General features: G+C 67.6%; 23 protein-coding genes. 14 read left to right on the top strand and 9 right to left on the bottom strand.

What is annotated here, in order from left to right:
* Positions 1–27 precede the first annotated feature (27 nt).
* Positions 28–2,334, top strand: coding sequence for an adenosylcobalamin-dependent ribonucleoside-diphosphate reductase (locus RIC54_RS05665; RefSeq protein ID WP_350085155.1), 2,307 nt, complete (start codon positions 28–30; stop codon positions 2,332–2,334).
* Between the two features lie 14 nt (positions 2,335–2,348).
* Here the strand turns inward: RIC54_RS05665 and RIC54_RS05660 are convergent, their stop codons facing one another.
* Positions 2,349–2,858, bottom strand: coding sequence for a PAS domain-containing protein (locus tag RIC54_RS05660; RefSeq protein WP_350085153.1), 510 nt, complete (start codon positions 2,856–2,858; stop codon positions 2,349–2,351).
* A 173-nt stretch (positions 2,859–3,031) separates the two neighbouring features.
* On the opposite strand from RIC54_RS05660, the gene RIC54_RS05655 reads away from it, so the two are divergent.
* On the top strand, positions 3,032–3,808 hold the full coding sequence (locus RIC54_RS05655) for a methyltransferase domain-containing protein (protein ID WP_350085151.1): 777 nt from the start codon (positions 3,032–3,034) through the stop codon (positions 3,806–3,808).
* On the opposite strand, the gene RIC54_RS05650 is transcribed toward RIC54_RS05655, so the two are convergent.
* Positions 3,734–4,621 (bottom strand): DMT family transporter, encoded by an 888-nt coding sequence (locus RIC54_RS05650; protein WP_350085149.1) that lies wholly within the window; start codon positions 4,619–4,621, stop codon positions 3,734–3,736. The genes RIC54_RS05655 and RIC54_RS05650 overlap by 75 nt on opposite strands.
* A 267-nt stretch (positions 4,622–4,888) precedes the next feature.
* On the opposite strand from RIC54_RS05650, the gene yddG reads away from it, so the two are divergent.
* The 3 genes from yddG to RIC54_RS05635 all read left to right on the top strand — a co-directional run bounded on the left by yddG (position 4,889) and on the right by RIC54_RS05635 (position 9,060).
* Positions 4,889–5,839: an aromatic amino acid exporter YddG gene (gene yddG, locus RIC54_RS05645; protein ID WP_502989647.1), complete on the top strand. Its 951-nt coding sequence runs from the start codon at positions 4,889–4,891 to the stop codon at positions 5,837–5,839.
* Positions 5,836–7,464, top strand: coding sequence for a glycosyltransferase family 4 protein (locus tag RIC54_RS05640; protein WP_350085147.1), 1,629 nt, complete (start codon positions 5,836–5,838; stop codon positions 7,462–7,464). Before yddG ends, RIC54_RS05640 begins: the two co-directional genes overlap by 4 nt.
* Before the next feature lie 78 nt (positions 7,465–7,542).
* On the top strand, positions 7,543–9,060 hold the full coding sequence (locus RIC54_RS05635; protein ID WP_350085145.1) for an aq_1923 C-terminal domain: 1,518 nt from the start codon (positions 7,543–7,545) through the stop codon (positions 9,058–9,060).
* A 12-nt stretch (positions 9,061–9,072) separates the two neighbouring features.
* Here RIC54_RS05635 and RIC54_RS05630 read toward each other — a convergent pair whose 3' ends face one another.
* The 3 genes from RIC54_RS05630 to gloB are packed head-to-tail and all read right to left on the bottom strand — an operon-like array spanning position 9,073 to position 10,920.
* Positions 9,073–9,507, bottom strand: a complete 435-nt coding sequence (locus RIC54_RS05630; protein ID WP_350085143.1) for a cupin domain-containing protein — start codon at positions 9,505–9,507, stop codon at positions 9,073–9,075.
* On the bottom strand, positions 9,504–10,115 hold the full coding sequence (locus tag RIC54_RS05625; protein WP_350085141.1) for a glutathione S-transferase N-terminal domain-containing protein: 612 nt from the start codon (positions 10,113–10,115) through the stop codon (positions 9,504–9,506). The genes RIC54_RS05630 and RIC54_RS05625 overlap by 4 nt, the downstream gene beginning before the upstream one ends.
* Positions 10,116–10,149: 34 nt before the next feature.
* On the bottom strand, positions 10,150–10,920 hold the full coding sequence (gene gloB, locus RIC54_RS05620) for a hydroxyacylglutathione hydrolase (protein WP_350085138.1): 771 nt from the start codon (positions 10,918–10,920) through the stop codon (positions 10,150–10,152).
* 138 nt (positions 10,921–11,058) lie between these two features.
* Between gloB and RIC54_RS05615 the strand changes: the two genes are divergently transcribed.
* The 4 genes from RIC54_RS05615 to RIC54_RS05600 all read left to right on the top strand — a co-directional run bounded on the left by RIC54_RS05615 (position 11,059) and on the right by RIC54_RS05600 (position 15,422).
* Complete coding sequence (locus RIC54_RS05615) at positions 11,059–12,153, top strand: mandelate racemase/muconate lactonizing enzyme family protein (protein WP_350085136.1); 1,095 nt, start codon at positions 11,059–11,061, stop codon at positions 12,151–12,153.
* 14 nt (positions 12,154–12,167) lie between these two features.
* Complete coding sequence (locus RIC54_RS05610; protein WP_350085134.1) at positions 12,168–12,956, top strand: class I SAM-dependent methyltransferase; 789 nt, start codon at positions 12,168–12,170, stop codon at positions 12,954–12,956.
* A 35-nt stretch (positions 12,957–12,991) separates the two neighbouring features.
* Positions 12,992–13,276, top strand: coding sequence for a putative quinol monooxygenase (locus RIC54_RS05605; protein WP_350085132.1), 285 nt, complete (start codon positions 12,992–12,994; stop codon positions 13,274–13,276).
* Between the two features lie 448 nt (positions 13,277–13,724).
* The gene (locus RIC54_RS05600; RefSeq protein ID WP_350085130.1) at positions 13,725–15,422 is read left to right on the top strand and encodes a methyl-accepting chemotaxis protein; all 1,698 of its coding nucleotides are present in this window, start codon (positions 13,725–13,727) and stop codon (positions 15,420–15,422) included.
* Positions 15,423–15,457: 35 nt separating this feature from the next.
* Here the strand turns inward: RIC54_RS05600 and RIC54_RS05595 are convergent, their stop codons facing one another.
* Positions 15,458–16,579: an FkbM family methyltransferase gene (locus tag RIC54_RS05595; RefSeq protein ID WP_350085128.1), complete on the bottom strand. Its 1,122-nt coding sequence runs from the start codon at positions 16,577–16,579 to the stop codon at positions 15,458–15,460.
* Positions 16,580–16,721: 142 nt separating this feature from the next.
* On the opposite strand from RIC54_RS05595, the gene RIC54_RS05590 reads away from it, so the two are divergent.
* The 3 genes from RIC54_RS05590 to RIC54_RS05580 are packed head-to-tail and all read left to right on the top strand — an operon-like array spanning position 16,722 to position 19,523.
* Complete coding sequence (locus RIC54_RS05590) at positions 16,722–17,480, top strand: chorismate mutase (RefSeq protein WP_350085126.1); 759 nt, start codon at positions 16,722–16,724, stop codon at positions 17,478–17,480.
* Positions 17,481–17,508: 28 nt separating this feature from the next.
* Positions 17,509–18,609 carry a pyridoxal phosphate-dependent aminotransferase gene (locus RIC54_RS05585; protein ID WP_350085123.1) on the top strand — a complete coding sequence of 367 codons (1,101 nt, stop codon included), beginning with the start codon at positions 17,509–17,511 and terminating at the stop codon, positions 18,607–18,609.
* On the top strand, positions 18,606–19,523 hold the full coding sequence (locus RIC54_RS05580; RefSeq protein WP_350085121.1) for a prephenate/arogenate dehydrogenase family protein: 918 nt from the start codon (positions 18,606–18,608) through the stop codon (positions 19,521–19,523). Before RIC54_RS05585 ends, RIC54_RS05580 begins: the two co-directional genes overlap by 4 nt.
* A gap of 36 nt (positions 19,524–19,559) precedes the next feature.
* On the opposite strand, the gene RIC54_RS05575 is transcribed toward RIC54_RS05580, so the two are convergent.
* Positions 19,560–20,579, bottom strand: a complete 1,020-nt coding sequence (locus RIC54_RS05575; protein WP_350085119.1) for a DUF2125 domain-containing protein — start codon at positions 20,577–20,579, stop codon at positions 19,560–19,562.
* 131 nt (positions 20,580–20,710) lie between these two features.
* On the opposite strand from RIC54_RS05575, the gene RIC54_RS05570 reads away from it, so the two are divergent.
* Entirely contained in the window at positions 20,711–21,274 is a 564-nt protein-coding gene (locus RIC54_RS05570) for a gamma-glutamylcyclotransferase (protein WP_350085117.1), read from the top strand.
* 59 nt (positions 21,275–21,333) lie between these two features.
* Positions 21,334–22,155, top strand: a complete 822-nt coding sequence (locus tag RIC54_RS05565; protein WP_350085115.1) for a phytanoyl-CoA dioxygenase family protein — start codon at positions 21,334–21,336, stop codon at positions 22,153–22,155.
* 88 nt (positions 22,156–22,243) lie between these two features.
* On the opposite strand, the gene phbB is transcribed toward RIC54_RS05565, so the two are convergent.
* Together phbB and RIC54_RS05555 are read right to left on the bottom strand one after the other, a co-directional pair.
* Positions 22,244–22,966, bottom strand: coding sequence for an acetoacetyl-CoA reductase (gene phbB, locus RIC54_RS05560; protein WP_350150840.1), 723 nt, complete (start codon positions 22,964–22,966; stop codon positions 22,244–22,246).
* A gap of 113 nt (positions 22,967–23,079) precedes the next feature.
* Entirely contained in the window at positions 23,080–24,258 is a 1,179-nt protein-coding gene (locus RIC54_RS05555) for an acetyl-CoA C-acetyltransferase (protein ID WP_350150838.1), read from the bottom strand.
* Positions 24,259–24,356: the final 98 nt, after the last annotated feature.

Below are 24,356 nucleotides of genomic sequence, written 5' to 3'. Positions count from 1 at the left end.
GCCGCTCTTTTACCGTTTGGGTGTGTGATGCAGGATCCGGCGCCGATCAGCCGACAGATCTGGGACATGAAGTATCGGCTGCGGGTCGGGGGCGAGCCGGTCGAGGCATCGCCCCAGGACAGCTGGCGCCGGGTGGCGACGGCGTTGGCCGAGGCGGAGGCCCCGAATGACCGGGCGCGCTGGGCCGAGCGGTTCTACGAGGCGATGGAGGGCTACCGTTTCCTGCCGGCCGGCCGGATCCTGGCCGGCGCGGGCACCGGGCGGTCCGTCACCCTGTTCAACTGCTTCGTCATGGGCACGGTCCCGGATTCCATGGGCGGGATCTTCGAGTCGCTCAAGGAAGCCGCCCTGACCATGCAGCAGGGTGGCGGCATCGGCTACGACTTCTCGACCATCCGGCCGCGCGGCGCGCCGGTGAAGGGCGTCGGCGCCGACGCGTCCGGCCCGCTGTCGTTCATGGACGTCTGGGACGCCATGTGCCGCACCATCATGAGCGCCGGGTCCCGCCGCGGCGCCATGATGGCGACCTTGCGCTGCGACCACCCGGACATTGAAGGCTTCGTCGAGGCCAAGCGCGACCCGTCGCGCCTGCGCATGTTCAACCTCTCGGTCCTGATCACCGATCCGTTCATGGAGGCGGTGAAGGCCGATGGCGACTGGGACCTGGTGTTCGAGGGCACGACCTACCGCACCGTGAAAGCCCGCGCGTTGTGGGACCGGATCATGCAGACCACCTACGACGTGGCCGAGCCGGGCGTGATCTTCATCGACCGGATCAACCGTCGCAACAACCTGCACTATTGCGAAACCATCAGCGCCACCAACCCCTGCGGCGAGCAGCCGCTGCCGCCGTACGGTGCCTGCCTGCTCGGCTCGATCAACCTGGCAACCCTGATCGCCCGCCCCTTCGAGGCGGACGCCGCCCTTGACGAGGCGGCACTGGCCGAGATCGTGCCGCTGGCCGTGCGCATGATGGACAATGTGGTGGACGTCTCGCGCTTCCCACTGGACGCGCAGGCCGCCGAAGCCCGGGCCAAGCGCCGGATCGGGCTCGGCGTGACCGGCCTGGCCGACGCGCTGATCTTCTGCGGGCTGCGCTACGGCTCGCCGGAGGCGGTCGCGGTCACCGAGCGTTGGATGGCCCTGCTACGCCGCCACGCCTACCAGGCGTCGATCGACATCGCCCGCGAGAAAGGTCCATTCCCATTGTTCGACGCCGAGCCCTACCTGGCCGGCGAGTCGATCCGGGAACTGGACGAGGATCTTCGCGAGGCCATTGCCGAGCACGGCATCCGCAACGCACTGGTCACCTCGATCGCGCCGACCGGCACCATCTCGCTGTTCGCCGACAATGTCTCCTCGGGTCTGGAGCCGGTGTTCAGCTTCACCTACGACCGGACCGTTCTGATGCCGGACGGCAGCAGGAAGACCGAGGAAGTCAGCGACCTCGCCTATCGCCTGTACCGCGAGTTGAAGGGTCCGGACGCACCGTTGACCGATGCCTTCGTGCACGCCCAGAGCCTGGCGCCGAGTGATCATGTCGTGATGCAGGCGGCCGTCCAGAAGTATGTCGACAGTTCGATCTCCAAGACCATCAACTGTCCCGAGGACATCGCCTTCGAGGCGTTCAAGGATGTCTACCGGCAGGCCTATGAGTCCGGATGCAAAGGCTGCACGACCTACCGGCCGAACGACGTGACCGGTGCGGTGCTGGCCACCCGCCGCAAAGAGCCGGAGCGGGCCGCTGCCGAGCCCGCGGGTCCGGCGGAGACCGCGACCATCCTCGCCGACGGTCGCGCCGTGGTGCATCTCACCCAGCCGCTCGACCGTCCGGCCTCGCTGCCGGGCGAGACCTACAAGATCAAGTGGGCGGACAGCGACCACGCGATCTACATCACTGTGAACGACATCCTGCAGGACGGCCGGCGCCGGCCGTTCGAGGTATTCATCAACTCCAAGAACATGGAGCATTTCGCCTGGACGGTGGCTTTGACCAGGATGATCAGCGCGGTGTTCCGCCGCGGCGGCGACGTGTCGTTCGTGGTCGACGAGTTGAAGGCGGTGTTCGACCCGCGCGGCGGCCAGTGGCTGAAGGGCAAGTACGTGCCGTCGCTGCTGGCGGCGATCGGCGAGGTGATCGAGACTCACATGATCGAGATCGGCTTCCTGAAGCGCCGGGGCGCCGTGCCGGCCGGCCACGAACCGGAGGCGCAGCGCGAAGTCGTCAATCTCGGCACCACCCCGGGCCAGTGCCCGAGCTGCGGATCCGTGGCGCTGGTTCATCAGGAAGGCTGCGCGCTGTGCACCGCCTGCGGTTATTCGAAGTGCGGCTAGGCAGCAGCGGCGGCCTAGCCTGAAAGATCGTGCAGACCGCCGGAGCGTGAGACGGCGGCGGCTCCGAAGTAGAGCACGCCGATCGTGAACTCAGGCGTGTCGGCGTCACGCGCCAGCGGGCAATGCACGCTGTCGTACCGACGCCAGGTCTTGTCCGCCGCCCAGATCACCTGGCCGGATCGGTGCACCGGCCCCTGGACGATGATCGGTCGCCTGAAGGTGTCGACCACCTTCGCCCGGCCTTCGCCGTACTCGCACTCCGACACGCACTTGCCGGTATAGTCCCGGTCCAGGAACTCGGTGATCCGGGTGCCGATCATCCGGTAGCGGAAGTCCCGCCCCCCGTCGATGACATCCATGATGATCACGTGCCCGAACCAGGGCATCAATTCGTCGATCTCGAAGTCCGAGCGGCTGGGCAGACCACCGCTCCGGCGCTTGGCATTCCACATGCCGCTGAACTGCCGGACCAGCGGATGGCTGGACTGCTGAACGATGTCGAGTCCGGTCGAGTCCTGGCTCACGCGCGTGGATATCTCCCGCAGGTCTTCCACCGAAGAGTACCGCGACGGTTCGAACGCCGTCAGGCACGCCACCTTCGTATTCTATCACAGGGCAAGGGGCCGTGCGTCAGCCTCTTGCTCGCGGCCCGGGTCCCCGGCATGCTCGGCATCCGGTATCACTGCTTGCGTGCTTGATGCGCGATTCCTGGCTCCGTTTCTGGGACCGTCCGCACGCGATCTACGCGAACGACCGCCATCGGCAGGTCCACTACGTCCGCATTGCCGACGACATCCTGTCCATCCTGCCAAGCCGCGCCGGGCTGCGGATTCTGGACTTCGGCTGCGGCGAGGCGCGCGAGGCCGCCCGCGTCGCTGCCCGGACCGAGCGGTTGTTCCTCTACGACGCGGCGCCGAGCGTCCGAGCCCGACTCTTCGAGACGTTCCGCGATACGCCGAAGCTTACGGTGCTGGACGACGAGGGGTTGGCCGGCGTTCCCCGCCACTCGATCGACGTCGTCACGGTATCGTCGGTCATCCAATACATTGATCGCGACCTCCTGCCCGCGATCCTGCTCGACCTCCGGCGCCTGCTGGCTGACGACGGCATGCTGGTGATCGCCGACGTGATCCCGCCGGAGGCCGGCTTGGTCGCCGACGTAACGGCGCTGCTGAGCACCGGTGCTCGTCACGGGTTCCTGCTGGCAGCCATCGGCAGCCTCGGCGCAACGCTGTTCTCCGACTACCGGCGGATCCGCCGGCAGATCGGGCTGTCAGCCTACGGCGACAGCGAGTTCGTGGGGTTGCTCGCGAGCGCCGGGTTCGCCGCGACCCGCCTCGATCGGAACTTCGGCTTCAATCCCCGGCGACGCACCTATGTGGCGCGGCCCAGGCTGCCTTCAATCGGAGCCGCGGCGCAGATACCAGAAAAGGGCGACCACCACAGTGCCAGCGCCGACCAGGGTCGACCCTGACAGCCCTTCGCCCAGGAGCAGCAGGGCCCAGACGGGTGCCAAAGGCACCTCCATCGCCCCGAGCAAAGCCGCTTCCGATGCCGGAATGAGCCGGGTGCCTTCGGTCAACAGTACAACGGCCGCGGCATGCAGCAGGCCGAACGCTACCATGATTGCGATTTCAGACGACGGGATCGCCAGCGGATCGGTACCGCCGAACATCGCTCCGACCATCAGCCCGACAATCAACAAAAGCGCTGATGAAACCGCCGCGGCCAGTACCATTGGCGCCCCCGGATAGCGGCGGATCATCACCATCATGACCGCCATTCCCAAGGTCATCAGGATCGCGAGCCCGTCGCCGGTCAAACTGGCCGGCCCGCCTCCGGTCGAACCACTGACCATCACCACGACGCCGGTCAACGCGGCGGTGCTGGCGATCACCACGGCCCTGCTGGTCTGCTCGCGCAACCACAGCCACGCGACGCCCGCGGCCCAGAACGGGGCGGTGCCATAGATCACCGCAACATGCGCTACCGCCGTCATCTTGAACGACGCGATGAACGCCACCGTGGCGACACTGCCGATCACGGTCGCCGCCCAGGCCGCCAACCCCATTCGGCGCAAATCCACCATGATGCCGCCGGAACGCCACGCCACATACGCCAGGATCACCGCGCCGCTGACCAAACCGCGCCAGGCAAGCACCGCCCAGGCATCCGCCGTCACTCCTTTCGTCAACGGCCCGGCCATACTCCAGGCCACCGCCGACAGCAGCACCATGATGGCGCCGATCCGAGCTGCCGGCGGGATCGCACTTGTTTCAGCCGACATCGTGCGCTCCGGGTTATGCGGGTACCGGGCATCGCCTACCATCCCGCTGCTGACAACCTCCTGTCAGCAGTCCACTGCCCCTTGCCGACCGCGTCGCGTCGCGCTACACGCAATCTGCGCCGCGCCTCGAGTCCTCCGCGCCGCCGCAGGCCGTCAGTCGGTGCGCGAGCAACCGCGCGGGCCCGGGGGCTCCCCTCAGTCTTGTTCGCCGACGACCCGTCGGGCCGATAGGCCGTGGGCCAGCGGCAGCCGTCTCGGGAGCCTTCGATGACCACCGCCACCCAAGCCACCGCCACCCAAGCCACCGCCAACCATATGCCCTCCGACCAGGCACGCCGCCGGCGGGCCACCCTGATCGGCTTCACCGCCGTGCTGATGTGGGCCGTGCTGGCCCTGCTGACCGCGCTGTCCGGCTCGGTGCCACCGTTCCAGTTGCTGGCCATGACCTTCGCCATCGCCACCGGGATCGGCGTCGTCGCATCGATCGCGCGCGGCACCTCGCCGCTGAGCCACCTGCGGCAGCCCTGGCCGGTGTGGGCCACTGGGGTTGGCGGGCTGTTCGGCTATCACTTCTTCTACTTCCTGGCGCTGCGCAACGCACCGGCGGTCGAGGCCAGCCTGATCGCCTATCTGTGGCCGTTGCTGATCGTGGTGTTCTCGGCATTGCTGCCGGGCGAGCGGTTGCGCTGGTTCCACGTGACAGGCGCGCTGCTCGGCCTAGCCGGAGCCGGGCTGCTGGTCACCAAGGGCGCCAGCCTCGATTTCGACGACCGCTATACACTGGGGTATCTCGCCGCCCTGGCCTGTGCGCTGATCTGGTCGAGCTATTCGATCGGATCGCGCCGGTTCGGACAGGTTCCTACCGACGCGGTCGGCGGGTTCTGCGCGGCGGCGGCGATCCTGGCGGTGCCCTGCCATCTGCTGTTCGAGACCACAGTATGGCCGGCCGGCTGGATCGAGTGGCTGGCAGTCCTGGCGCTCGGCCTCGGCCCGGTCGGCGGCGCGTTCTTCACCTGGGACATCGGCATGAAGCGCGGCGACATTCAGGCGCTGGGTGCCGCTGCCTATGCCGCCCCGCTGCTGTCGACGCTGATCCTGATCGCCGCCGGGCTGGCACCATTGAACGGCATCGTCGCGGCGTCGTGCCTGCTGATCGTCACCGGCGCGGTCCTGGCCGCGAACGAAGTGCTGCGACGGCCCAAGGCGCCCGCCCCATGACCCGGGCCGCGATCCTGTATGATTCCAGGGGTTTCGACGCCGGCCGCGAGCGTCTGACCGGCCTCGCCATGGCCAGCGCCGGATTCCTGCGCGCCTATCTGGACCACGCCCAGCCGGGGCCCCTGTGGCTGCATCCCACCGACGAGAGTACCGACGCCGAGGCCTTTCGCGGACGGTTTCCGACGGACCGCCGGATCGAGGTGGTGCACCGCCTGCAGACTCGGCGGCTCGCCGAGCCCGGCGCTCTGTTCGTGCCAGGTCCCGTGCTGGCACCGTTCGCCTGGCGGCGCCGGGTCGTCGGCGATGCTGCGTACTCGCTGACCGGGGTGACCCACACCATGTCGAGCGTGCGCGCCCTCGACGCGGTGCGCGACCTGCTGGTGGCGCCGACCCGGCCTTGGGACGCGCTGATCTGCGCCTCACGGGCGATCCGTGACCTGGTGGAAGGTGTGCTCGACCGCCACGCCGAGCATTTGGCGGAACGCACCGGCGGCGTTCCCATGGGCATTCCGCTGCAATTGCCGGTGATTCCGCTGGGCATCGACCTGCCGCGGATCCGCGGAGAGGATCGCGCCCGGTTCCGGGCCGAGCACGGACTGTCGGACGACGCGGTGGCGGTGCTGTATCTCGGACGCCTGTCGGCCCACGCCAAGGCTCATCCGCTACCGATGTTCCGCGCGCTGGGCCGCGCCGCATCGCGCACGACCCGACCGATCGTCGCGGTGCTGGCCGGCTGGTACCACGACGACGAAACCCGGACTGCGTTCGAGGCGACGGCGGCGGCGTTGGCACCAACCGTGCGCGTGATCGCTGTCGATGCCCGCCCGCCGGCGGTGAAACGCGGCGCGCTGGCCGGCGCCGACGTGTTCCTGTCGCTGTCCGACAACCTGCAGGAAAGCTTCGGGTTGACCCCGGTCGAGGCAATGGCCGCCGGCCTGCCCTGCGTGGTCTCGGACTGGGACGGCTACCGCGACACCGTCGTTGATGGCGAGACCGGCTTCCGGGTCCCGACCGCCCTGCCCCCGCCTGGTATCGGCGCCGAGCTCGCCTGGCGCCGGCTGCTCGGTATCGACGACGAGTCGGTGTTCCATGCCTTGACCAGCGAGGCGGTTGCGGTCGACACCGAGGCCGCCGCCGAGGCGCTGGCCCGTCTGGCGGATGATCCGGCGCTGCGCCGCCGCATGGGGGCGGCGGGCCAGGCCCGGACGCTGGCGACCTATGTCTGGCCGCGGGTGATCGGCGCCTACGAGGCCCTGTGGGCCGAGTTGATGGAGCGACGTGCCGCGGCCGGCCCGACGGCAGGCGCCGAGCCATCGATCGCACCCGATCCATTCGCCGCGTTTGCCGGCTTCGCGACCCCCGGCAGAACCGGCGAGATGCGAATCCGGGCGACCGACGGTTTGGACCCGGTGGTCGAACTGGCCCGGATTGCCGCATTGCCGAAGGCGGTGATCGATCCCCGATTGCCGGGCGACGCTGCAGCATTGCTGGAACGGCTGGGCCAACAAGGAAGCCTGACCCTGTCGGGCGACCAGATCTCCGCCCAGCCAGGCGCGCATCGAGCCCTGCTGCGCGCCGCGTTCTGGCTGGCCCACGCCGGAATCGTACGGATCACGTTCCATTGACGATCAATCGGCTCGACGCTGGTGACACGATCCCGTACTAGGCCACGTCATTCAGTAGCTGCCGAACCAGGTGCCTGCATGATCAACCGTCGACTCCGCTTCATCCTTCCCGTTCGGACTGCGGTGCTGGTTCTGACCGCAGCCCTGACAGTCGGTGCGCTGGCGCCGCGGCCGGCCGCAGCCGACGCGCGAACCGTGCTCGTCGAAGGCTGGTTGCGCGCGATCGCCCAGCCGTTGGCCGCATCGGGCTATCGACTGTCGTGGGACCGGGTGACGGCCGGACCTTCCGGTACCCACGTCTCGGTTGACGGGCTGCAGGGCGCGCGCGACGGCAGCGTGGAGCGCCTGTCCGTCGGAACCATGACCCTGCAACGTCCCAGACTCGCCACCCCCGACGGTCTTGTGGCAGATGCACTGGTTCTCGAGGCCGTCCAGTTGACCGATGGCAATTGGTCGAGCTTGGCCGCGCGTCGGATCGAGGTGGATCGTCCTGACCTCGCCACCATGCTGCGGCTGCTGACGGCGTCGGTGTCCAAGGCGAGACAGGACCTCGAGGACCAGGAACTGTGGTCCCGCTTGTTGTCCGGCGGCGTCGAGATCAGCGATTTCCAGGCCAGCACCGAGGTCGAGGACCGACCGGTCGAGGTCCGCTTCGGGCGGTTTGTCACCTCCGGCGTTGAACAAGGCAGGATTAAGCGCCTGGACGTCGACAACCTGGTCATGACGCCGACCGCCAGCGATGGCGACCAGACAACGATGTCCATCGACGCAATCCGAGCCACCGACTTCGGCATCCGCACGCTGTCCAACCAGGTCACCCGGGAGCCGACCAAAGTCCGCTTGCTGTCCGCTCTCGCCGACCTGCAGGTCGGCATGGTGGAGATGTCGGGCGTCCGTACGTCGTCGACGTTGACGGGAACCACGGAGATCGATCGCCAGTGGGCCAAGACCCGCGCCTACGTCCCCGGCCGGTCCGGGGCAATCGTGTTCGGCAGCGAAGGCATGCGCAGCCAGCCGGCGGAGTCGGCACACGACCTGGCGCCCTTTCTCATGGCGCTCTTTCCACCCGACGGCCAGTTCGAAACACGCCTGGAGGGCGACCTGTCCTACGATACCAGCGAGGGTTTCGTGGGTTATCGGCAGAGCATGACGGTCGACGATTTCGGATCGGTCGGGCTGCAGCTGGATCTGCTCGGGATCCCCGACCTGACGATCGCGGAATGGCAGACGGTCACCAAGAGCGATCCCCGCCTCGACGCCATCGTCATCAACGGGTTCTCAATGTCGCTTACCGACACCGGTGGCCTCGACCGCACCGTGCTGATGCTGACCGACGACAAGAAAGCCCGGCCATCGCAGCTGCGCGGTGCCCTTGCCGAACAGTTGGGCGCCTTCGCCCAGTCCCTGAACGCCAAGAAGGATCCGCGTTTGCTGGACTGGTTGAGGGTCGTCCAGGATTTCGTGCGGCTCGGCGGCACCCTGGCAATCGGCGGAACCCGGCCGATTCCGGTTTCCGCGCTTCAGGAGTCACAGATCAAGGCCAATACCCTGACCGACCTCGCCAATCGCTACGGACTCGCGGTGACGCGCCGCTAGGGGCGCCGGGGCCTAACCGCCGGGCGACCATCCGCTCGGCGCCATCTCGAATCCGGCGAACTCGAATGCCGGCGCCACCGTGCAACCGCACAGCGTCCAGTCGCCGAGCGACCGCGCGCTCTGCCACGCCGCGGGCGCCACCACCACGTGCGGCGCCTGCCCGGCCAGGACGTCCGGCCCCATGACGTGATCGACCACCGTCCGGCCGTCCATCGACAGCGACAGGGTGAGCGGTGCGCCCGCATAGTGGTGCCAGATCTCGGTAGCGTCGTTCACCCGGTGCCAGGCCGATATCTCGCCGGCCGGCAGCAGGTAGAAGATCTGGGTGAGCGCGCCGCGACCGCCGTCTGCCGGCCGGTCGCGGAACGTCTCCTTGTACCACCCGCCCTCCGGGTGCGGCGCCAGCCCGAGCGCCGCAACCAGTTCCTCTGCGGTTCGTGCCGTCATGCCGCCGGCGGCTTGGTTGCGTCCATGGACGGCCGGGCCAGGAATGCCTTGTACCAGGCCGACAGTTGCGGGCGGCTGGCCCGCCAGTCGCGGTGGCCCAGGCGGAAGTCGATGTAGCCGAGAGCGCAGCCGATCGAGATGGTGCCGATGTCGACCCGGTCACCGAAGCCGCCGGCCGCGGCCTCGAACGCATCGAGGGCGCCGTCGATCTTCGACAGCTGGCCGTCGACCCACGCCTGGTTGCGCATCGCCTCTTCGCGGAACCGGCTCTCGTAGACCACCAGCAGGGCGGCATCGAGCAGGCCGTCTGCCGCCGCCTGCAGGCGCAGCGCCTCCCACCGGGCCTTGCCCTGCGGGAACATCTTGGTGCCGGAATGCAGGCTGTCCAGGTACTCGCAGATCACCGGCGAGTCGAACAGGGTCATGCCGTCGTCGGCCACCAGGGCCGGGATCTTCTTGATCGGGTTGGCGGCCGCCACGTTGGCGTCGGGCGCCAGCGGAGTGGTGGCCACGGCGACGATCTCGATCTTGTCGAGTTGTCCGGTTTCCTGGGCCAGCACCATGACCTTGCGGACATAGGGCGAGGCCGGCGAGTGGTAGAGCTTCATGACGGGTTTTCTCCCAGTGGCACTATCGAGGCGTTCAGAAGGCATCCTTGCGCTTGCGGATCTCGGCGAACACCGCCGTCGGATCGGCACCGGCCATCCCGACCGCCGCGGCCATTGCCGGGTCGTCGGCCCGCAGGAACGGGTTGGTGTCCAGCTCGTCCGCCAGGATCGACGGCACGGTCGGCTGCTTCGCCGCCCGCAGACGGTCGATCTCGGCAGCCCGGGCCTTCAGCTTGGCATTGCCGCCGTCCACCGACACCGCAAACCGGGCATTCGACTGGGTGTATTCGTGGCCGCAGTAGATCCGTGTATCGGCCGGCAGGCCGCGCAGGGTCGACAGCGATTTCCAGAACTGGGTTGGCGTACCCTCGAACATCCGCCCGCAGCCGAGCGCGAACAGGGTGTCGCCGCAGAACAGCGCCTGGGAATCCGCGATGTGAAACGATATGTGCCCGGTGGTGTGGCCCGGCGTCTCGTAGACGGTCGCGCGGTGTCCGGCGATCTCCACGGTGTCGCCGTCCCCGACCGTCACATCCATGCCCGAGATGCGTGCCGATTCGGCGCGCGGACCGACCAGCGGCGCCCCGTACTTGGCTTTCAGCGCATCGTTGCCGTCGGTGTGGTCGTGATGGTGGTGGGTGTTGACGATCTGGGTCAGCGTCCAGCCGCGGGCGGCCAGGGCGGCCTCCACCGGTGCCGCTTCACCGGGATCCACCACCGCCGTGGCGCCGGTACCGGCGTCGTGGAGCAGGTAGACGTAATTGTCCGACAGAGCCGGGACGAGCACGATTTCGAGGGCTGCCATCGGGGCCTCCTGGTGTCGTGTTGGGCGGTGCGGAACTGTCGGAGTCGACAGCGGGCCGCACACTAGCATTAAGATCAGGCACCTGCCACCGACCCGGGCATCACGAACCGGACATTGTGGGCCCACGAGGAGACGACCATGAAGATCGCAAACGTCGAGGCGGTGCCGCTGCGCATGCCGTTCAACCACGCCGGTTCCGACCGGGACGTCACCGCCGGCGGCTGGCCGGCGCTCGACTTCTGCCTGGTGAAGGTGACCACCGACACCGGCATCGTCGGCTGGGGCGACGCCTTCTCCTACCACTGCAGGGAATCGGTGGTGGCGGCGGTCGAGAACATGGTCAAGCCGGCGGCAATCGGCCAGGACGCCCGTGACATCGCCGGGCTGAGCCACCGGCTGCAGCAGAAGTTCCACCTGTTCGGACGCTACGGCATCACCCTGTTCGCGCTGTCCGGCCTCGACATCGCGCTGTGGGACATCGCAGGCAAGGCCGCCGGGCTGCCCCTGGCCACCCTGCTCGGCGGCACCACCGACCGCACCCTGCCCGCCTACTCGTCGCTGTTCATCCTGCGCGACAAGGAGAAGGTGATGGCCGACGTCTGGCGCTCCCTGGACGAGGGCTACGAGTACATCAAGCTGCACGAGATCGGCGAGGTGGAGGTCGGAGCGGCCCGCGAGGTGGCCGGCGACGCGATCCCGATCATGGTCGACGTCAACTGCCCGTGGACGCCGGAGCAGGCAATACGCATGGCCCGCACGCTCGACCAGTTCGAGTTGCACTGGCTGGAGGAACCGGTGTTCCCACCGGAGGACTTCCACTCGCTGGCCCGGGTGCGCGGCGAGACCGGCGTGGCGGTGGCCGCCGGCGAGAACTGGTGCACGTCGTTCCAGTTCGCCCAGGCGATCGAGGCCGGTGCAATCGACTACGCACAGCCGAGCGTCACCAAGGTCGGCGGCGTCACCGAGTTCCGCAAGGTTGTCGCCCTGTGCGAGGCCGCCGGCGTACAGGTCATGCCGCACTCGCCATACTTCGGCCCCGGCTTCCTCGCCACCCTGCAGCTGGCGGCGGCGATGCCGAACCCGGGCCTGGTGGAACGCTTCTACGTGGAGCCGGAAGCCAGCCTGTACGGCGATTGGATCAACCCGGTGAACGGCGCGTTCCGGGTGCCGGGCGGCCCCGGTCTCGGCCTGGACCCCGATCCGGACGTGATCAAGCGGTACCGGGTGGCGTAGCGGCGCCATCGCGGGTGACGGCGGGCGAGGCGACGGGTACCCTCCGCGCCATGTATCTGGACGCTGTCGAACTGCGCGACTTCTACAACGGCCCGCTGGGCGTGCTCGCGCGCCGGATGATCCGGCGCCGGCTGCGCGAGTTGTGGCCGAACCTGCGCGGCCAGTCACTGCTCGGCATCGGGTACGCCGTGCCGTACCTGCGTCTGTACCGCGGCGAGGCCGAGCGGGTGATCGCGGCGATGCCGGCGCAGCAGGGCGTGCTGCACTGGCCACCCGAGGGGCCGAACGCGTCGCTGCTGGTCGACGAGGCTGAGCTGCCGTTCGAGGACGCCTCGATCGACCGCATCCTGATGGTGCACGCGCTGGAAACCACCGAACAACGCGCCGCCATGATGGCCGAGGCCTGGCGGGTGCTGGCCGGCAACGGGCGGTTGCTGGCGGTGGCGCCGAACCGCCGCGGCTTGTGGGCCCGCTTCGACCACACCCCGTTCGGTCACGGCCAGCCCTACACGGTCTCGCAGCTGTCGCGGGTGCTGCGCGACAGCCGGTTCACACCGACCCGCACCGTGCACGCCCTGTACGCCCCGCCCTACACCTCCGGCCTGGTGATCCGTTCCGCCTCGGCGCTGGAACAGGTCGGGCACCGGTGGTTTACCAGCTTCGCCGGTGCGGTCATGATCGAAGCGCAGAAGGAAGTCTACGCGGTCCGCCGGGACCGCAAGCCGGTGATGGCGCGTGCCCGCGCGCTTCTGCCGAGCCGCGGCCGGGCCACGGTGCCGGCACGGCGCGATCTGGCCGACTGACGTTTGCACGAACCGAACAGATCGAGGAGAGAGCCGTGTACATCGTTGCCGTCAACCTGGTGGTCGATCCGAAGGACGCCGATACGTTCGCCGAACGGATCAAGCAGCACGCCAAGAACAGCCTGACCCAGTCCGGCTGCCTTGGTTTCTCGATCAGCCGCGACCACGACAACCCGGCCTCGTTCCATCTTTGGGAGGTCTACAAGGACGCCGCTGCGTTCGACGCCCACAAGACCGCCGACTTCATGGCCGAGTTCTCGAAATTTGCCGGACCGCTGGTGAAGAACCGCGTGCTCGCCACCGGCAGTCTGATCGCCTGACCCTAGTTCGCCCGGTCGTGGAGCGGCCCGGACAGCTGCCTCCCACGATCGGGCACCATGCGCCGCATTGAAGCCACCGTCCCGTTCTGTCCTGTTGGGTTCGGCGGCTCCGTATACGGCTCGCTTTCTCCGCCGTTGAGAGATGGTTGACCAGCCCGAGGTTTCCCCGTGTCATCAAACGTATTGATGAGGGGCTTCTCATGTCAATTTCAACAACAGCATGCAGATCAATAGACCGAATCATATTTCAATTGATGTTTTTCAATTTATTCAACCGTCAATATAATGATTTATCCATCAACGACAAATAATCATTAAGTAAATAACTTGTTAGCAATTCATTATTACGCTTGCTGGGAACACACCGCCTCTCCAGCACGCTTGGCGGCGAACAATTACGCGAACCGGGCGGGAAGTCGCCCGCCTTCGACGCCGAAAGGAATTCACGATGAGTGGACTGGCCGACAAACTGACCGGCACCATCAGGGCGCGGTTGATAACATTGATCGCAACTCTGATGGGTGGGCTGCTCATCGTCGGAGCCGTCGGTCTCCTGACCGCCAACTACTCCAATGGAAAGCTGAAAACGGTCTATGACGACCGGACGGTTCCCTTGGGACAGATTGCAGACATCAACAACCGCATGAGCGCGAACATCCTCGCGCTGTACCAGGCCGCCAGCGACGGCAGCGCCGGCCACAAATTCGACCCGGCGGCGGTTACCGAACAGGTCAACCAGAACATCTCCAGAATCAGCGAGATCTGGAAGGTCTACATGTCGACCTACCTGACGCCCGAGGAAGCCGTCATCGCCGCCGCCTACCAGAAAGCCCGCAAGTCGTTCGTCGAGAGCGGACTGCGCCCGGCCCTGGTGTTGATGGGTGTCCAGAACTACGCGGAACTGGATGATTTTGTTACCAAGACCGTCGTGCCGCTCTACGAAGCGGCCAAGCCGGAAGCCGAGAAACTGATGGTCCTGCAGACCGATGTGGCAGCCCAGGAGTACGCGGCAGCGACATCGACCTTCACGATCGCCTTCCTGGTCATGCTGGCCCTTCTGGCCGGAGCCATCGTCATCGGCACGTTCAGCGGAGTTGCCACCATCCGGGCGATATCACGCCCCCTCGAACGGCTGATCGCCGCGATGGGCGAGATCGCCAAGGGCAAGTACGACAACGTGATCGAGATCGAGCGCCGCGACGAGATCGGGCAAGCCCTCGAACACCTCATCGGCATGCAGTCGACGCTGGAACAGACCCGCCAGCAGGAACGGCGCGCCGCCGGAGAGAAAGAAGCCCGGTCAAGCAAGCTGAACCAACTGACCAGCACCTTCGACTCCGAAGTATCAGCAGTCCTCAAGACCGTGGCCTCGGCTTCGACCGAGCTGCAGACCACGGCCGCGTCCCTGACGGCGACCGCCGAGCAGACCAGCCAGCAATCCCTGGCGGTGGCCGCCGCCGCCGAGGAGGCCGGCACCAATGTTGAAACCGTAGCGGCAGCCTCCGAGGAGTTGTCGAGCTCCATCTCGGAAATCAGCAATCAGGTCCGGCAGTCCAGTTCGGTCGCCAACCGGGCCAAGGACGAGGCTGATCAAGCCAATTCCAAGGTCAAGGGCCTGGCAGCCGCCGCCCAGCAGATCGGCGAAGTCGTTACCCTGATCAGCGACATCGCCGCACAGACCAACCTGCTGGCGCTGAACGCAACGATCGAAGCCGCCCGCGCCGGTGAGTCCGGCCGTGGTTTCGCCGTGGTCGCCGCCGAGGTCAAGAACCTGGCCAGCCAGACGTCGAAGGCGACCGAGGAGATCTCGGCCCAGATCGCCGCCATTCAGTCGGCAACCACTGACTCCGTTGATTCCATCGAGTCGATCAGCAAGGTCATCGACGAGGTCAATCAGATCTCCACGATGATTGCCTCGGCGGTCGAGCAGCAGGCCGCCGCGACGGCGGAGATCGCCCGCAACGTTCAGCAGGCGGCCAATGGAACCACCGAGGTGACGCAGAACATTGCCGGCGTAAAGGACGCTGCCGAGGACACCGGCGCCGCAGCGGCCCAAGTGCTCACGTCGTCAACGGAGCTGTCGCAGCAGGCGGAGAAGCTTCGAGGCCAGGTCGAGCGGTTCCTGCAGGACGTCAAGGTGGCCTAACCGAGACTCCGCGAACCCGGGCCACCGCAGCTGCCTCAGGATGGCCAGGACCGGCGGAACAGCAGGTTCTTGCGATCATCGTCGACCTTCGGCTCAAAGCCGTGACGCTTGAGCCGGTCGACGACGGCCTGCTTCCCGGGTTCCCACCAGCGGATCTCCATGCGCACGCTGTCGAGGCGCGGATCGGCCAGCGTCCGCTCCATACCGGCGATCACCCCGTCTTCGCCACCGTCGACATCGATCTTCACATGGGTCGGGAACGGAATCACTCCGCGCTCGACCAGATCGTCGATCGCCGCACCCTCGACGTCGATGTGCGCGTCCCCTGACACAGCAGCACCGTGTCCGCCGTGAAACGCCTGGGCCGCGACGCCGGGAAGCACCTCCCGATGGCTCAGGCGACCACTTCCGCTGCGGGCGGCCGCAGCTATGGGAAGTATCCGGACGCGATCGTTCAACCCGCTGATCGCGATGTTCGCCGTGGCGGCGTCGATGTTCACCGGAAACGGCTCCAGGCCGACCGACCGGCAGCCTCGCAGGCCCGCCGCGGCAATGCTGTACAGCCCGACGTTGGCGCCAACGTCGGGCAGCACGTCCGACGGCGCCATCTCCGCCAACCACGCCCACATGCCCGGCTCGTGGATGAAAAAGAAGTCGAAGAACAGCCCGAGTTGCGGGCCGGCAACATTGAACGACACCTGCGCATCGCCGACCCGAAGGTCAAAGCGGCGGCCATGGTGTTCCACCGACAGCGACCGGCCGTAGCGGTCCCAGAACGCGATCATGCCGCAGGCATGCGCGACCGTCGCGTACTGGAAGAACAGGTGGGGGTCGGACTGCTCCTGCGTTGCCTGCCGGGCCAGGACGCAGGCTTGGAAGGCGTTACCGGTCGTGAGCCGGCGGTCGAGCAGCCGCACGATGACCAGCACCCGGTTGATGCGGCGCAGGGTGGCAGGCTCAACCCGGTGGCGGCGCAGCAGATGCCACAGCGCCAGCGCGTTCATGTCCGGGTCGCCCGGCGTCAGGATCAGGGCACGCCGCAGGTCGCGGTTGGCCTGTTCGCTCGAGCGATTGGCTAGGCCGCGCGCCAGTTCGTAGGGTGGCGGCCGACCCGCTGCCGCCCGCTCACGATCGTTCGTCGAGGCAGTCCCGGTCATTCGTTCATCCATGCTCCGCAGCCGGGTCCGTTTCCTATGGCAGCCGTCCACTGTCAATGAAGGACGCGGTGATCCTTGCCATCGGCCGCGGCTCCCGATAAGTGTCCTGGTCCTTTTCCCGTGTCGAGACGACCGTACGACCATGGCCGACGCGTCCCCTTCGCTCGCGCAGCTTCGCGCCGAGATCGACGAGATCGACAACAGCCTGCTGGAGCTGCTCGAGCGCCGGGTCGGCATCGGCCGGCGTGTGGCGGCCGCCAAGGGTGACGCGTCGGGACCGTTCCTGCGGCCGGGACGCGAGGCGCAGATCCTGCGACGGCTGGCCGGCAAGCTCACCGGTGCCGACCTGCCCGTGCCGGTGATGGAGCGGGTGTGGCGCGAGATCCTGGCCGCCAACCTGGCCCGTCAGGTCGATCCCGTCACCGTGGTCTGGGCACCGGCCGGAGCCGAAGCCCTGGTCGACCTGGCCCGTGATCGCGGCGGTGTCTCGACCCGGGTCGAGGCCGTGGATGGCCCGGCCGCCGCGCTGGCAGCGGTTGCCGAGGGCCGTGCGACGCTGGCCGTGCTGCCGACCCCGGAGCTGATCCAGTGGCGCTGGTGGCCGTTGTTGCTTGTCGATTCGCCCCTGAAGCCGCGCATCATTGCGCGGCTTCCGCTTTTCGGGGCTCCTGGTTCCGATGCGCTCGCCGGTGTCGGCGTCGGCTGCCAGGAGCCTGATCCTTCCGGCGACGACGTCACCCTGTGCGTTGTCCCGGGGACGGTGGGATCTGCCGTCGACACGGCGAAGACCGTTGACGGCTCGGCGCTGTCCCTGCTCGCCATTGACGGCTGGCCGTTGGCCGACACCCTGCCGGCAGGTGCAGTCTCGATCGGTGCCTACGCCCGTACCCATTCCTATTGATCCAACCGACCTCCCCGAGGAGTGCTCGATGCCCAGCGTCGCGCCCAAAGCGTCCATTGCCGACCTGATTGGCTACAAGCCTGCCCTCGCCGGTGCACCGGGACACGCGCGGGTGGTGCGGCTGCACGTGAACGAAGGCGCGCTCGGCCCATCGCCCAAGGCGATGGAGGCGATGCAGACCGTGGCAACCCGCATCCACCAGTATCCGGCAGTCGACGCATCGGGGCTCGCCGTCGCGATCGGCCGCAAGCACGGCATCGATCCGCAACGCATCGTACTCGGCTGCGGTTCGGACGAGTTGATCCAGGTACTGTGTCTTGCCTACGTCGAACCGGGCGACGAGGTCATCCATACCCAGTACGGATTCCTGCTGTTTCCGATGGCCGCGAAGATCGCCGGCGGCGTCCCGGTCTCGGCACCGGATGACGGCTACACCGTCAGCGTGGACGCGATCCTGGAGCGGGTGACGCCGCGCACCAAGCTGGTGTTCCTGGCCAACCCGAACAACCCGACCGGCACCTACCTGGCGCATGACGAAGTGCGTCGCCTGCGCGCCGGCCTGCCGGACCGCGTGGTGCTGGTGCTTGACGCGGCCTACGCGGAATATGTCCAGCGCAACGACTACGCCGCCGGCATTGAGCTGGTCGAGGAGACCGACAACACGGTGATGCTGCGGACCTTCTCGAAGGCGTTCGGGATGGCGGGGCTGCGACTGGGCTGGGCGTATTGCCCGAAGACCATGGCCGATACCCTGTACTCGATCCGGCCGCCCTATGGCGTGAACATACCCGCCCTCGCGGCCGGGGTGGCGGCGATCGAGGACCAGGCGTTCCAGGACGCAACGGTGGCTCACAACGCCCGCTGGATGCCCTGGCTGCAAGCGCAGTTCAAAGCCCTTGGCCTGGAGCCGCTGCCGACGGTCACCAACTTCCTGATGGTCCGGTTTCCCACCGAGCCGGCGCGCAACGCCGATGCCGCCCGCCGGTTCCTGGCGGCCCGCGGCATTCTGGTGCGCGAGATGGCCGGCTATGGTGCGCCGGAGTTCATCCGGCTGTCGGTCGGCAGCGAGGACGACAACCAGCTGCTGGTCGACGCCCTTCGCGACTTCCTGAACGGGGCGAGCTCATGAGCGACGGCATCGTCTTCGAGCGCATGGCGCTGATCGGTATCGGCAACCTTGGATCGTCGATCGCCCGCGCTGTTCGGTCACGCGGCCTGGTGCAGACCGTGGTGGTCGCCGACGCTTCCGCGGAGGTGCGGGCACGCGCAGCGGAACTCGACCTTGCCGACCGGTACGTCTCAACGGCGACCGAGGCGGTGGAGAACGCCGACGTGGTGGTGATCTGCACGCCGATCAGCGCCTATGCGTCAATCGCCGAGGCCATCGCGCCGCACCTGAAGCCGGGTGCTGTCCTGACCGACATCGGCTCGGTCAAGCTGGCGGTGGTGGCGGCGGTCACCCCGCACGTGCCCGACGGCGTGCATTTCGTCCCCGGCCACCCGATCGCGGGCACCGAGAAGTCCGGCCCGGACGCCGGCTCCGGCGCACTGTTCGAGGGGCGGTACTGGATCCTCACCCCGTCCGAGGGCACCGATCCGGAGGCGATCGGTCGGGTCTCGACGCTGTGGTCGCGCTGCGGCGCGCTGGTGGAGGAGCTGCCGGCCGCCTACCATGACAAGGTCCTGGCGGTCACCTCGCACCTGCCGCACCTGATCGCCTACACCATCGTCGGTACGGCCTTCGATCTGGAAGGCCAGGAGCAGCGTGATGTCATCCGGTTCTCTGCCGGCGGTTTCCGGGACTTCACCCGGATCGCCGGGTCGAACCCGATCATGTGGCGGGACATCTTCCTGAACAACCGCGAGGCGGTTCTGGAGATGCTGCAACGCTTCAGCGAGGATCTGAGCTACCTGCAGCGCGCCATCCGGTGGGGCGAGGGCGACAAGCTGGAAGAGTTGTTCACCAAGACCCGCGAGGTTCGTCGCGGGGTGGTCGAGGCCAACCAGGCCCAACCCTTCCCCTACGGAACCAACGGCAAATAGCGAGACGTCCGCGCACTGCCTCGCGAACGGGTGGTGCTACTCGGTGATCGGACGAACCTTTCCGACCGCAATCTGGCCGACGCGCACCACTCCGCCCTGGACCGTGACCGGCGCCTTGAGCCGCTGAGCCGACCCGTCGTCCGACGGTTCGCTGGCCGCGATTACCGCCAGCTTGAACAGCGCCGCCTGGCCGGCCTTCATCCGCCCCTGGGCGACAAGCCGGTCGAGTGTCTCGGCGACGCCCTGGATCTCCGCGACGCCGGCTCCCTCCGGTCGCAGGGCGGCGTCGAGCGCGACGGTGCCGTCGCCCACCAGATCGACCGGCGACCACGACAGGGTCAACCGGTTGACATCGATCACACCGCCGGCGTCACGCCACGTTGCCAGCCCGGGCACACCGGCGGTCGGATCCATCGGTCCGCGCAGGACGGCGTTCAGCGCAATCTTGGCCGGTCCGTCGAAAGGCAGATGATCGACCCCGGATGGTCGCACGCCGTCGGCGTACAGAGAAATCGTCAGGACCGTCGGCACCGCGCCTGCGACCGCGTTCTCGTCCGGCTCTGGTTCGGTGTCGATCACCGCCGTAACCTCGTCGACCGTCGCATGCATCACGCCACCCGGGCCGGTCAGGTCGAGCTTGCGCAGCGTCAGATCGATGCGGGTGGGCGCCCGCCGTCCAAGCGCCAGAACGGCATGCGCAATTTCAGCGTCACCGGTGACCGAGCCCCAGGAGCCCGCCGCACTTGCCCGTCCGCCCTTGGTCGGTCGGAGCGTCAACCGCAGCGGATTCCAGACCGGCGTGCTGGCAATCACCTCCGGTGCCGCGGCCGTCAGCAGGGTCGGACCGTCCTCGCGACTCCAATGCACCTGCCGGATCTGCACATCGACCGCCAACGGGAAGCCACTGGTGGTCATCGGTCCGTGCTCGATCCGGTCGCCAAGCGCCCGGCGCTGGGCTATCCAGGCATCCAACGTCGCTTCGACCCGGATTGCCAACAACTGCCACGCAACGGTCCACGCCGCGGCGCCCAGCAGACAAACACCCAGAACCGCCATGACCAGCAGCCGGCGTTTCGGCGAACGGCGGCCGGCTTCGGGAGAGGTACTGGTTGTCTCGGACGACGACATTGCGTAAGCGGACCGACCTGTTTTCGGGACGGCCGGAGCATAGGCGTGCGGAGCGGTTGATGAAAGAGATGGATGCCGGCCGATCCGCAGACGGCCTGTGGGTTTTCGGCTACGGCTCGCTGATGTGGAATCCGGGCTTTCCGTTCGATCAGCGGGCGAACGCCTGGCTGCGCGGCCGGCACCGCCGGTTGTGCGTCGTGTCCCGCCACCACCGCGGCAATGCCGAGCAGCCGGGGCTGGTCATGGGGCTGGATCGCGGCGGATCCTGCCGTGGCATCGCCTACCGCGTACCGGCCGGCGCTGTGTCGGAGACACTGGCCTATCTGGACGAACGCGAGATTGCCCACTACCCGGTGTACCGCCGTGCCGTGCTGCCGATCACGCTGACCGAACCGGCACCGGCGCGGCGCGTCACGGCCGTAACCTACGTGGTCGACCGGACGGACCCGGACTACGCCGGCCATCTGTCGGTAGCGCAGCAGGCGGCGATCGTCGCGGTGGCGCGCGGTCTGTCCGGCGCCAACCGGGACTACGTGGCTTCGACGGTCCGCCATCTGCACGGCCTCGGCCTGCGCAACCGCCAACTCGAAGCGGTGCTTCACGCGCTCGGTGAACCGGCCTAGCATTCGTCCAACCGGCTGCGCCAACCGCAGCGCGATACCGGACGCCCCGGGAGGATTCCATGAACGCCCCGACCCGCGTGAGCCACCTGCTCACCTCCGACGAGATCGAGCACTATCACGAGCACGGCTACGTCATCCCGCGCTGGCGCCTGCCGGCCGACCTCCTGGCGCGCATGCGGGCCGACCTGGACGCTCTGTTCGAGGCCAACCAGGGCGTCAGCCGCGACTCGATGTTCTGCCCGCACATCGTCAAGGGTGGAACCCAGGGGCTGAGCGGGTCGAACGCCTGGCTGGACTACGCCCGCATTCCGGAAATGCTGGATCTGGTCGCCCAGGTGATCGGGCCGGACTTCCTGCTGTGGGGCACCACGGTGTTCGGCAAACCGGCCGGGACCGGCAAGCGGGTGCCCTGGCACCAGGACGGCGAGTACTGGCCGATCCGGCCGCTCGCCACGTGCTCGGCCTGGATCGCGCTCGACGACGCGACACCGGAGAACGGCTGCCTGCGGTTCATCCCGGGCAGCCACAAGCAGCGCCGGCTGCGCGCCCATACCCAGAAGGACAGCCCCGACCTGGTGCTGAACCAGGAACTGAACGCCGACGAGTACGACGAGGCCGAGGCCATCGATCTGGTGCTGGAGGCCGGCCAGTTCTCACTGCACGACGTCTATCTGGTGCACGGTTCCGAGCCGAACCGGTCCACCAAGCGCCGTGCCGGCTATGTCTGCCGGTACATGCCGACCACCTCGCACTTCGACCACGACTTCGGCTCGACCCTGCAGAAGCGCGGCGGCAACCAGGTCGACTTCTCGGGCCGGGCGCTTTGGCAGATGCGCGGCAAGGACGTCTGCGGCAGGAACAACTTTACCGTCGGCCACTGACGGTTCGAGGTTTCGCAGCCGACTCCAGGCCGGTGACCTCGACCACGGAGAATGCAGGGGTGGCCACCAGTCGGCCACCCCACATTCCTCAGTACATGTGCTGGCCGCCGTTGATGCTGAGCGTCGAGCCGGTGATGAAGCCACCCTCGTCGGCGGTGAGGAACACCACGCCGCGGGCGATCTCCGAGGCATGCCCAAGCCGGCCGACCGGGATGCGGGCCTTGATCTTCTCCAGCACGTCGGCCGGCACCGCGGCCACCATGTCCGTGTCGATGTAGCCGGGCGCGATCGCGTTGACCGTGATGCCGGAGCGGGCACCCTCCTGCGCCATCGCCTTGGTGAATCCATGGATGCCCGACTTGGCGGCGGCGTAGTTGACCTGGCCGTACTGGCCGGCCTGGCCGTTGATCGAGCCGATGTTGACGACCCGGCCGAACTTGCGCGCCCGCATGCCGTCGATCGTCGCCCGGCACATGTTGAAGCAGGAGCCGAGGTTGGTGTCGATCACCGCCTGCCACATCTCATGATCCATCTTGTGGATGGTACCGTCGCGGGTGATGCCGGCGTTGTTGACCAGGATGTCCACCGACCCGACTTCGGCCTCGACCTTGGCGACACCGGCCTGGCACGCCGCGAAGTCCGATACATCCCACTTGAATGAAGGAATGCCTGTCCGCTTGCTGAATTCCTGCGCCCGCTCGTCATTCCCGGCGTAGTTGGCAGCGACTTTGCAGCCGGCGTCCTTGAGCGCGATCGAAATCGCCTCGCCGATGCCTCGGGTACCGCCCGTTACCAGTGCCACGCGTGCCATTGGCGTCACTCCCTTCCTGTTGCAATCCCCCGATCGATGCCGCCCAGTTCTTGCTGCCGGGAGGCATCGGATGGCCGCTCCGCCAAAGCGGTGCGACCATCCTTATTCGTCGTCTAGTCGCGCTCGACGCACATAGCGACACCCATGCCGCCACCGATGCACAGGGTGGCCAGGCCCTTCTTCGCGTCACGCCGCTGCATCTCGTGCAGAAGGGTGATCAGCACGCGCGCACCGGATGCACCGATCGGATGGCCGATGGCGATGGCGCCGCCGTTCACGTTGACCTTGTCCTGGTCCCAGCCGAGGTCCTTGTTGACCGCGCAGGCCTGGGCGGCGAACGCCTCGTTGGCCTCAATCAGATCGAGGTCGTCGACCGACCAGCCGGCCTTCTTCAAGGCCAGGCGGCTGGCCGGGATCGGCCCGGTGCCCATGATCTTCGGGTCGACACCCGCAGTCGCCCACGAAGCGATGCGCGCCAGCGGCGCCACCCCCCGCTTGGCGGCATTGTCGGCGCTCATCAATACCAGCGCCGCAGCGCCGTCGTTGATGCCCGATGCGTTGCCGGCCGTGACCGTGCCGCCGTCACGCTGGAACGCCGGACGCAACTTGGCGAGGGTCTCGATCGTGGTGTCCGGCTTCAGGTATTCGTCGGCATCCACGACTACATCGCCCTTGCGGCCCTTGACGGTGACTGGCGCGATCTCGTCCTTGAACCGACCGGCCGACTGCGCCGCCGCCGCCTTCTGCTGCGACGCCGCGGCAAAGGCATCCTGCTGCTCGCGGGTGATCTGGAACTTCTCGGCCACGTTCTCGGCGGTGTTGCCCATGTGATAGCCGTTGAAGGCATCCCACAGGCCATCGCGGATCATGGTGTCGATGAACTGCAGGTCGCCCATGCGCTGGCCGCCGCGCAGGTGCTGGGCGTGGGTCGACAGGCTCATGCTCTCCTGGCCGCCGCAGACCATGACCTGGGCATCGCCCAGCATGATCGCCTGATAGCCGAGGGCGACGGTGCGCAGGCCGGAGCCGCAGACCTGGTTGATGCCGTAGGCCGTACGCTCGACCGGGATACCGGCTGCGATTGCGGCCTGTCGTGCCGGGTTCTGCCCCTGGGCGGCGGTCAGGACCTGGCCGAGCACAACCTCGTCGACCTCGGCCGCATCGGTCTTTGCCCGCGACAGCGCGGCGCGGATCGCAACCTCGCCCAGACTGCTCGCTGGCAGCGTGCTCAGCGCCCCGTTGAACGCGCCGACCGGCGTGCGGGCGGCGCCGGCAATCACGACCTGGGTCATGGTGGTCTCCCCTGTGGAATCCGAACGTTCGAACACTCGCGTGCATGCGGGACGGGTCGGTCGGTCCGTGCCGAATGCGGCGCTTCACGACCAACATA

Source organism: Thalassobaculum sp. (assembly GCF_040219215.1).
GTDB lineage: Bacteria > Pseudomonadota > Alphaproteobacteria > Thalassobaculales > Thalassobaculaceae > Thalassobaculum_A.
This window is presented reverse-complemented; position numbering and strand designations above follow the sequence as displayed.

What these genes read in the sequence shown, in the direction of transcription:
- RIC54_RS05665 (WP_350085155.1), top strand. Translation starts at nt 28, where the DNA reads ATGCAGGATCCGGCGCCGATCAGCCGACAGATCTGGGACATGAAGTAT.
- RIC54_RS05655 (WP_350085151.1), top strand. Translation starts at nt 3,032, where the DNA reads ATGCGCGATTCCTGGCTCCGTTTCTGGGACCGTCCGCACGCGATCTAC.
- RIC54_RS05650 (WP_350085149.1), bottom strand. Translation starts at nt 4,621, where the DNA reads ATGTCGGCTGAAACAAGTGCGATCCCGCCGGCAGCTCGGATCGGCGCC.
- yddG (WP_502989647.1), top strand. Translation starts at nt 4,889, where the DNA reads ATGACCACCGCCACCCAAGCCACCGCCACCCAAGCCACCGCCAACCAT.
- RIC54_RS05640 (WP_350085147.1), top strand. Translation starts at nt 5,836, where the DNA reads ATGACCCGGGCCGCGATCCTGTATGATTCCAGGGGTTTCGACGCCGGC.
- RIC54_RS05635 (WP_350085145.1), top strand. Translation starts at nt 7,543, where the DNA reads ATGATCAACCGTCGACTCCGCTTCATCCTTCCCGTTCGGACTGCGGTG.
- RIC54_RS05630 (WP_350085143.1), bottom strand. Translation starts at nt 9,507, where the DNA reads ATGACGGCACGAACCGCAGAGGAACTGGTTGCGGCGCTCGGGCTGGCG.
- RIC54_RS05625 (WP_350085141.1), bottom strand. Translation starts at nt 10,115, where the DNA reads ATGAAGCTCTACCACTCGCCGGCCTCGCCCTATGTCCGCAAGGTCATG.
- gloB (WP_350085138.1), bottom strand. Translation starts at nt 10,920, where the DNA reads ATGGCAGCCCTCGAAATCGTGCTCGTCCCGGCTCTGTCGGACAATTAC.
- RIC54_RS05615 (WP_350085136.1), top strand. Translation starts at nt 11,059, where the DNA reads ATGAAGATCGCAAACGTCGAGGCGGTGCCGCTGCGCATGCCGTTCAAC.
- RIC54_RS05600 (WP_350085130.1), top strand. Translation starts at nt 13,725, where the DNA reads ATGAGTGGACTGGCCGACAAACTGACCGGCACCATCAGGGCGCGGTTG.
- RIC54_RS05595 (WP_350085128.1), bottom strand. Translation starts at nt 16,579, where the DNA reads ATGACCGGGACTGCCTCGACGAACGATCGTGAGCGGGCGGCAGCGGGT.
- RIC54_RS05590 (WP_350085126.1), top strand. Translation starts at nt 16,722, where the DNA reads ATGGCCGACGCGTCCCCTTCGCTCGCGCAGCTTCGCGCCGAGATCGAC.
- RIC54_RS05585 (WP_350085123.1), top strand. Translation starts at nt 17,509, where the DNA reads ATGCCCAGCGTCGCGCCCAAAGCGTCCATTGCCGACCTGATTGGCTAC.
- RIC54_RS05580 (WP_350085121.1), top strand. Translation starts at nt 18,606, where the DNA reads ATGAGCGACGGCATCGTCTTCGAGCGCATGGCGCTGATCGGTATCGGC.
- RIC54_RS05575 (WP_350085119.1), bottom strand. Translation starts at nt 20,579, where the DNA reads ATGGCGGTTCTGGGTGTTTGTCTGCTGGGCGCCGCGGCGTGGACCGTT.
- RIC54_RS05570 (WP_350085117.1), top strand. Translation starts at nt 20,711, where the DNA reads ATGAAAGAGATGGATGCCGGCCGATCCGCAGACGGCCTGTGGGTTTTC.
- RIC54_RS05565 (WP_350085115.1), top strand. Translation starts at nt 21,334, where the DNA reads ATGAACGCCCCGACCCGCGTGAGCCACCTGCTCACCTCCGACGAGATC.
- phbB (WP_350150840.1), bottom strand. Translation starts at nt 22,966, where the DNA reads ATGGCACGCGTGGCACTGGTAACGGGCGGTACCCGAGGCATCGGCGAG.
- RIC54_RS05555 (WP_350150838.1), bottom strand. Translation starts at nt 24,258, where the DNA reads ATGACCCAGGTCGTGATTGCCGGCGCCGCCCGCACGCCGGTCGGCGCG.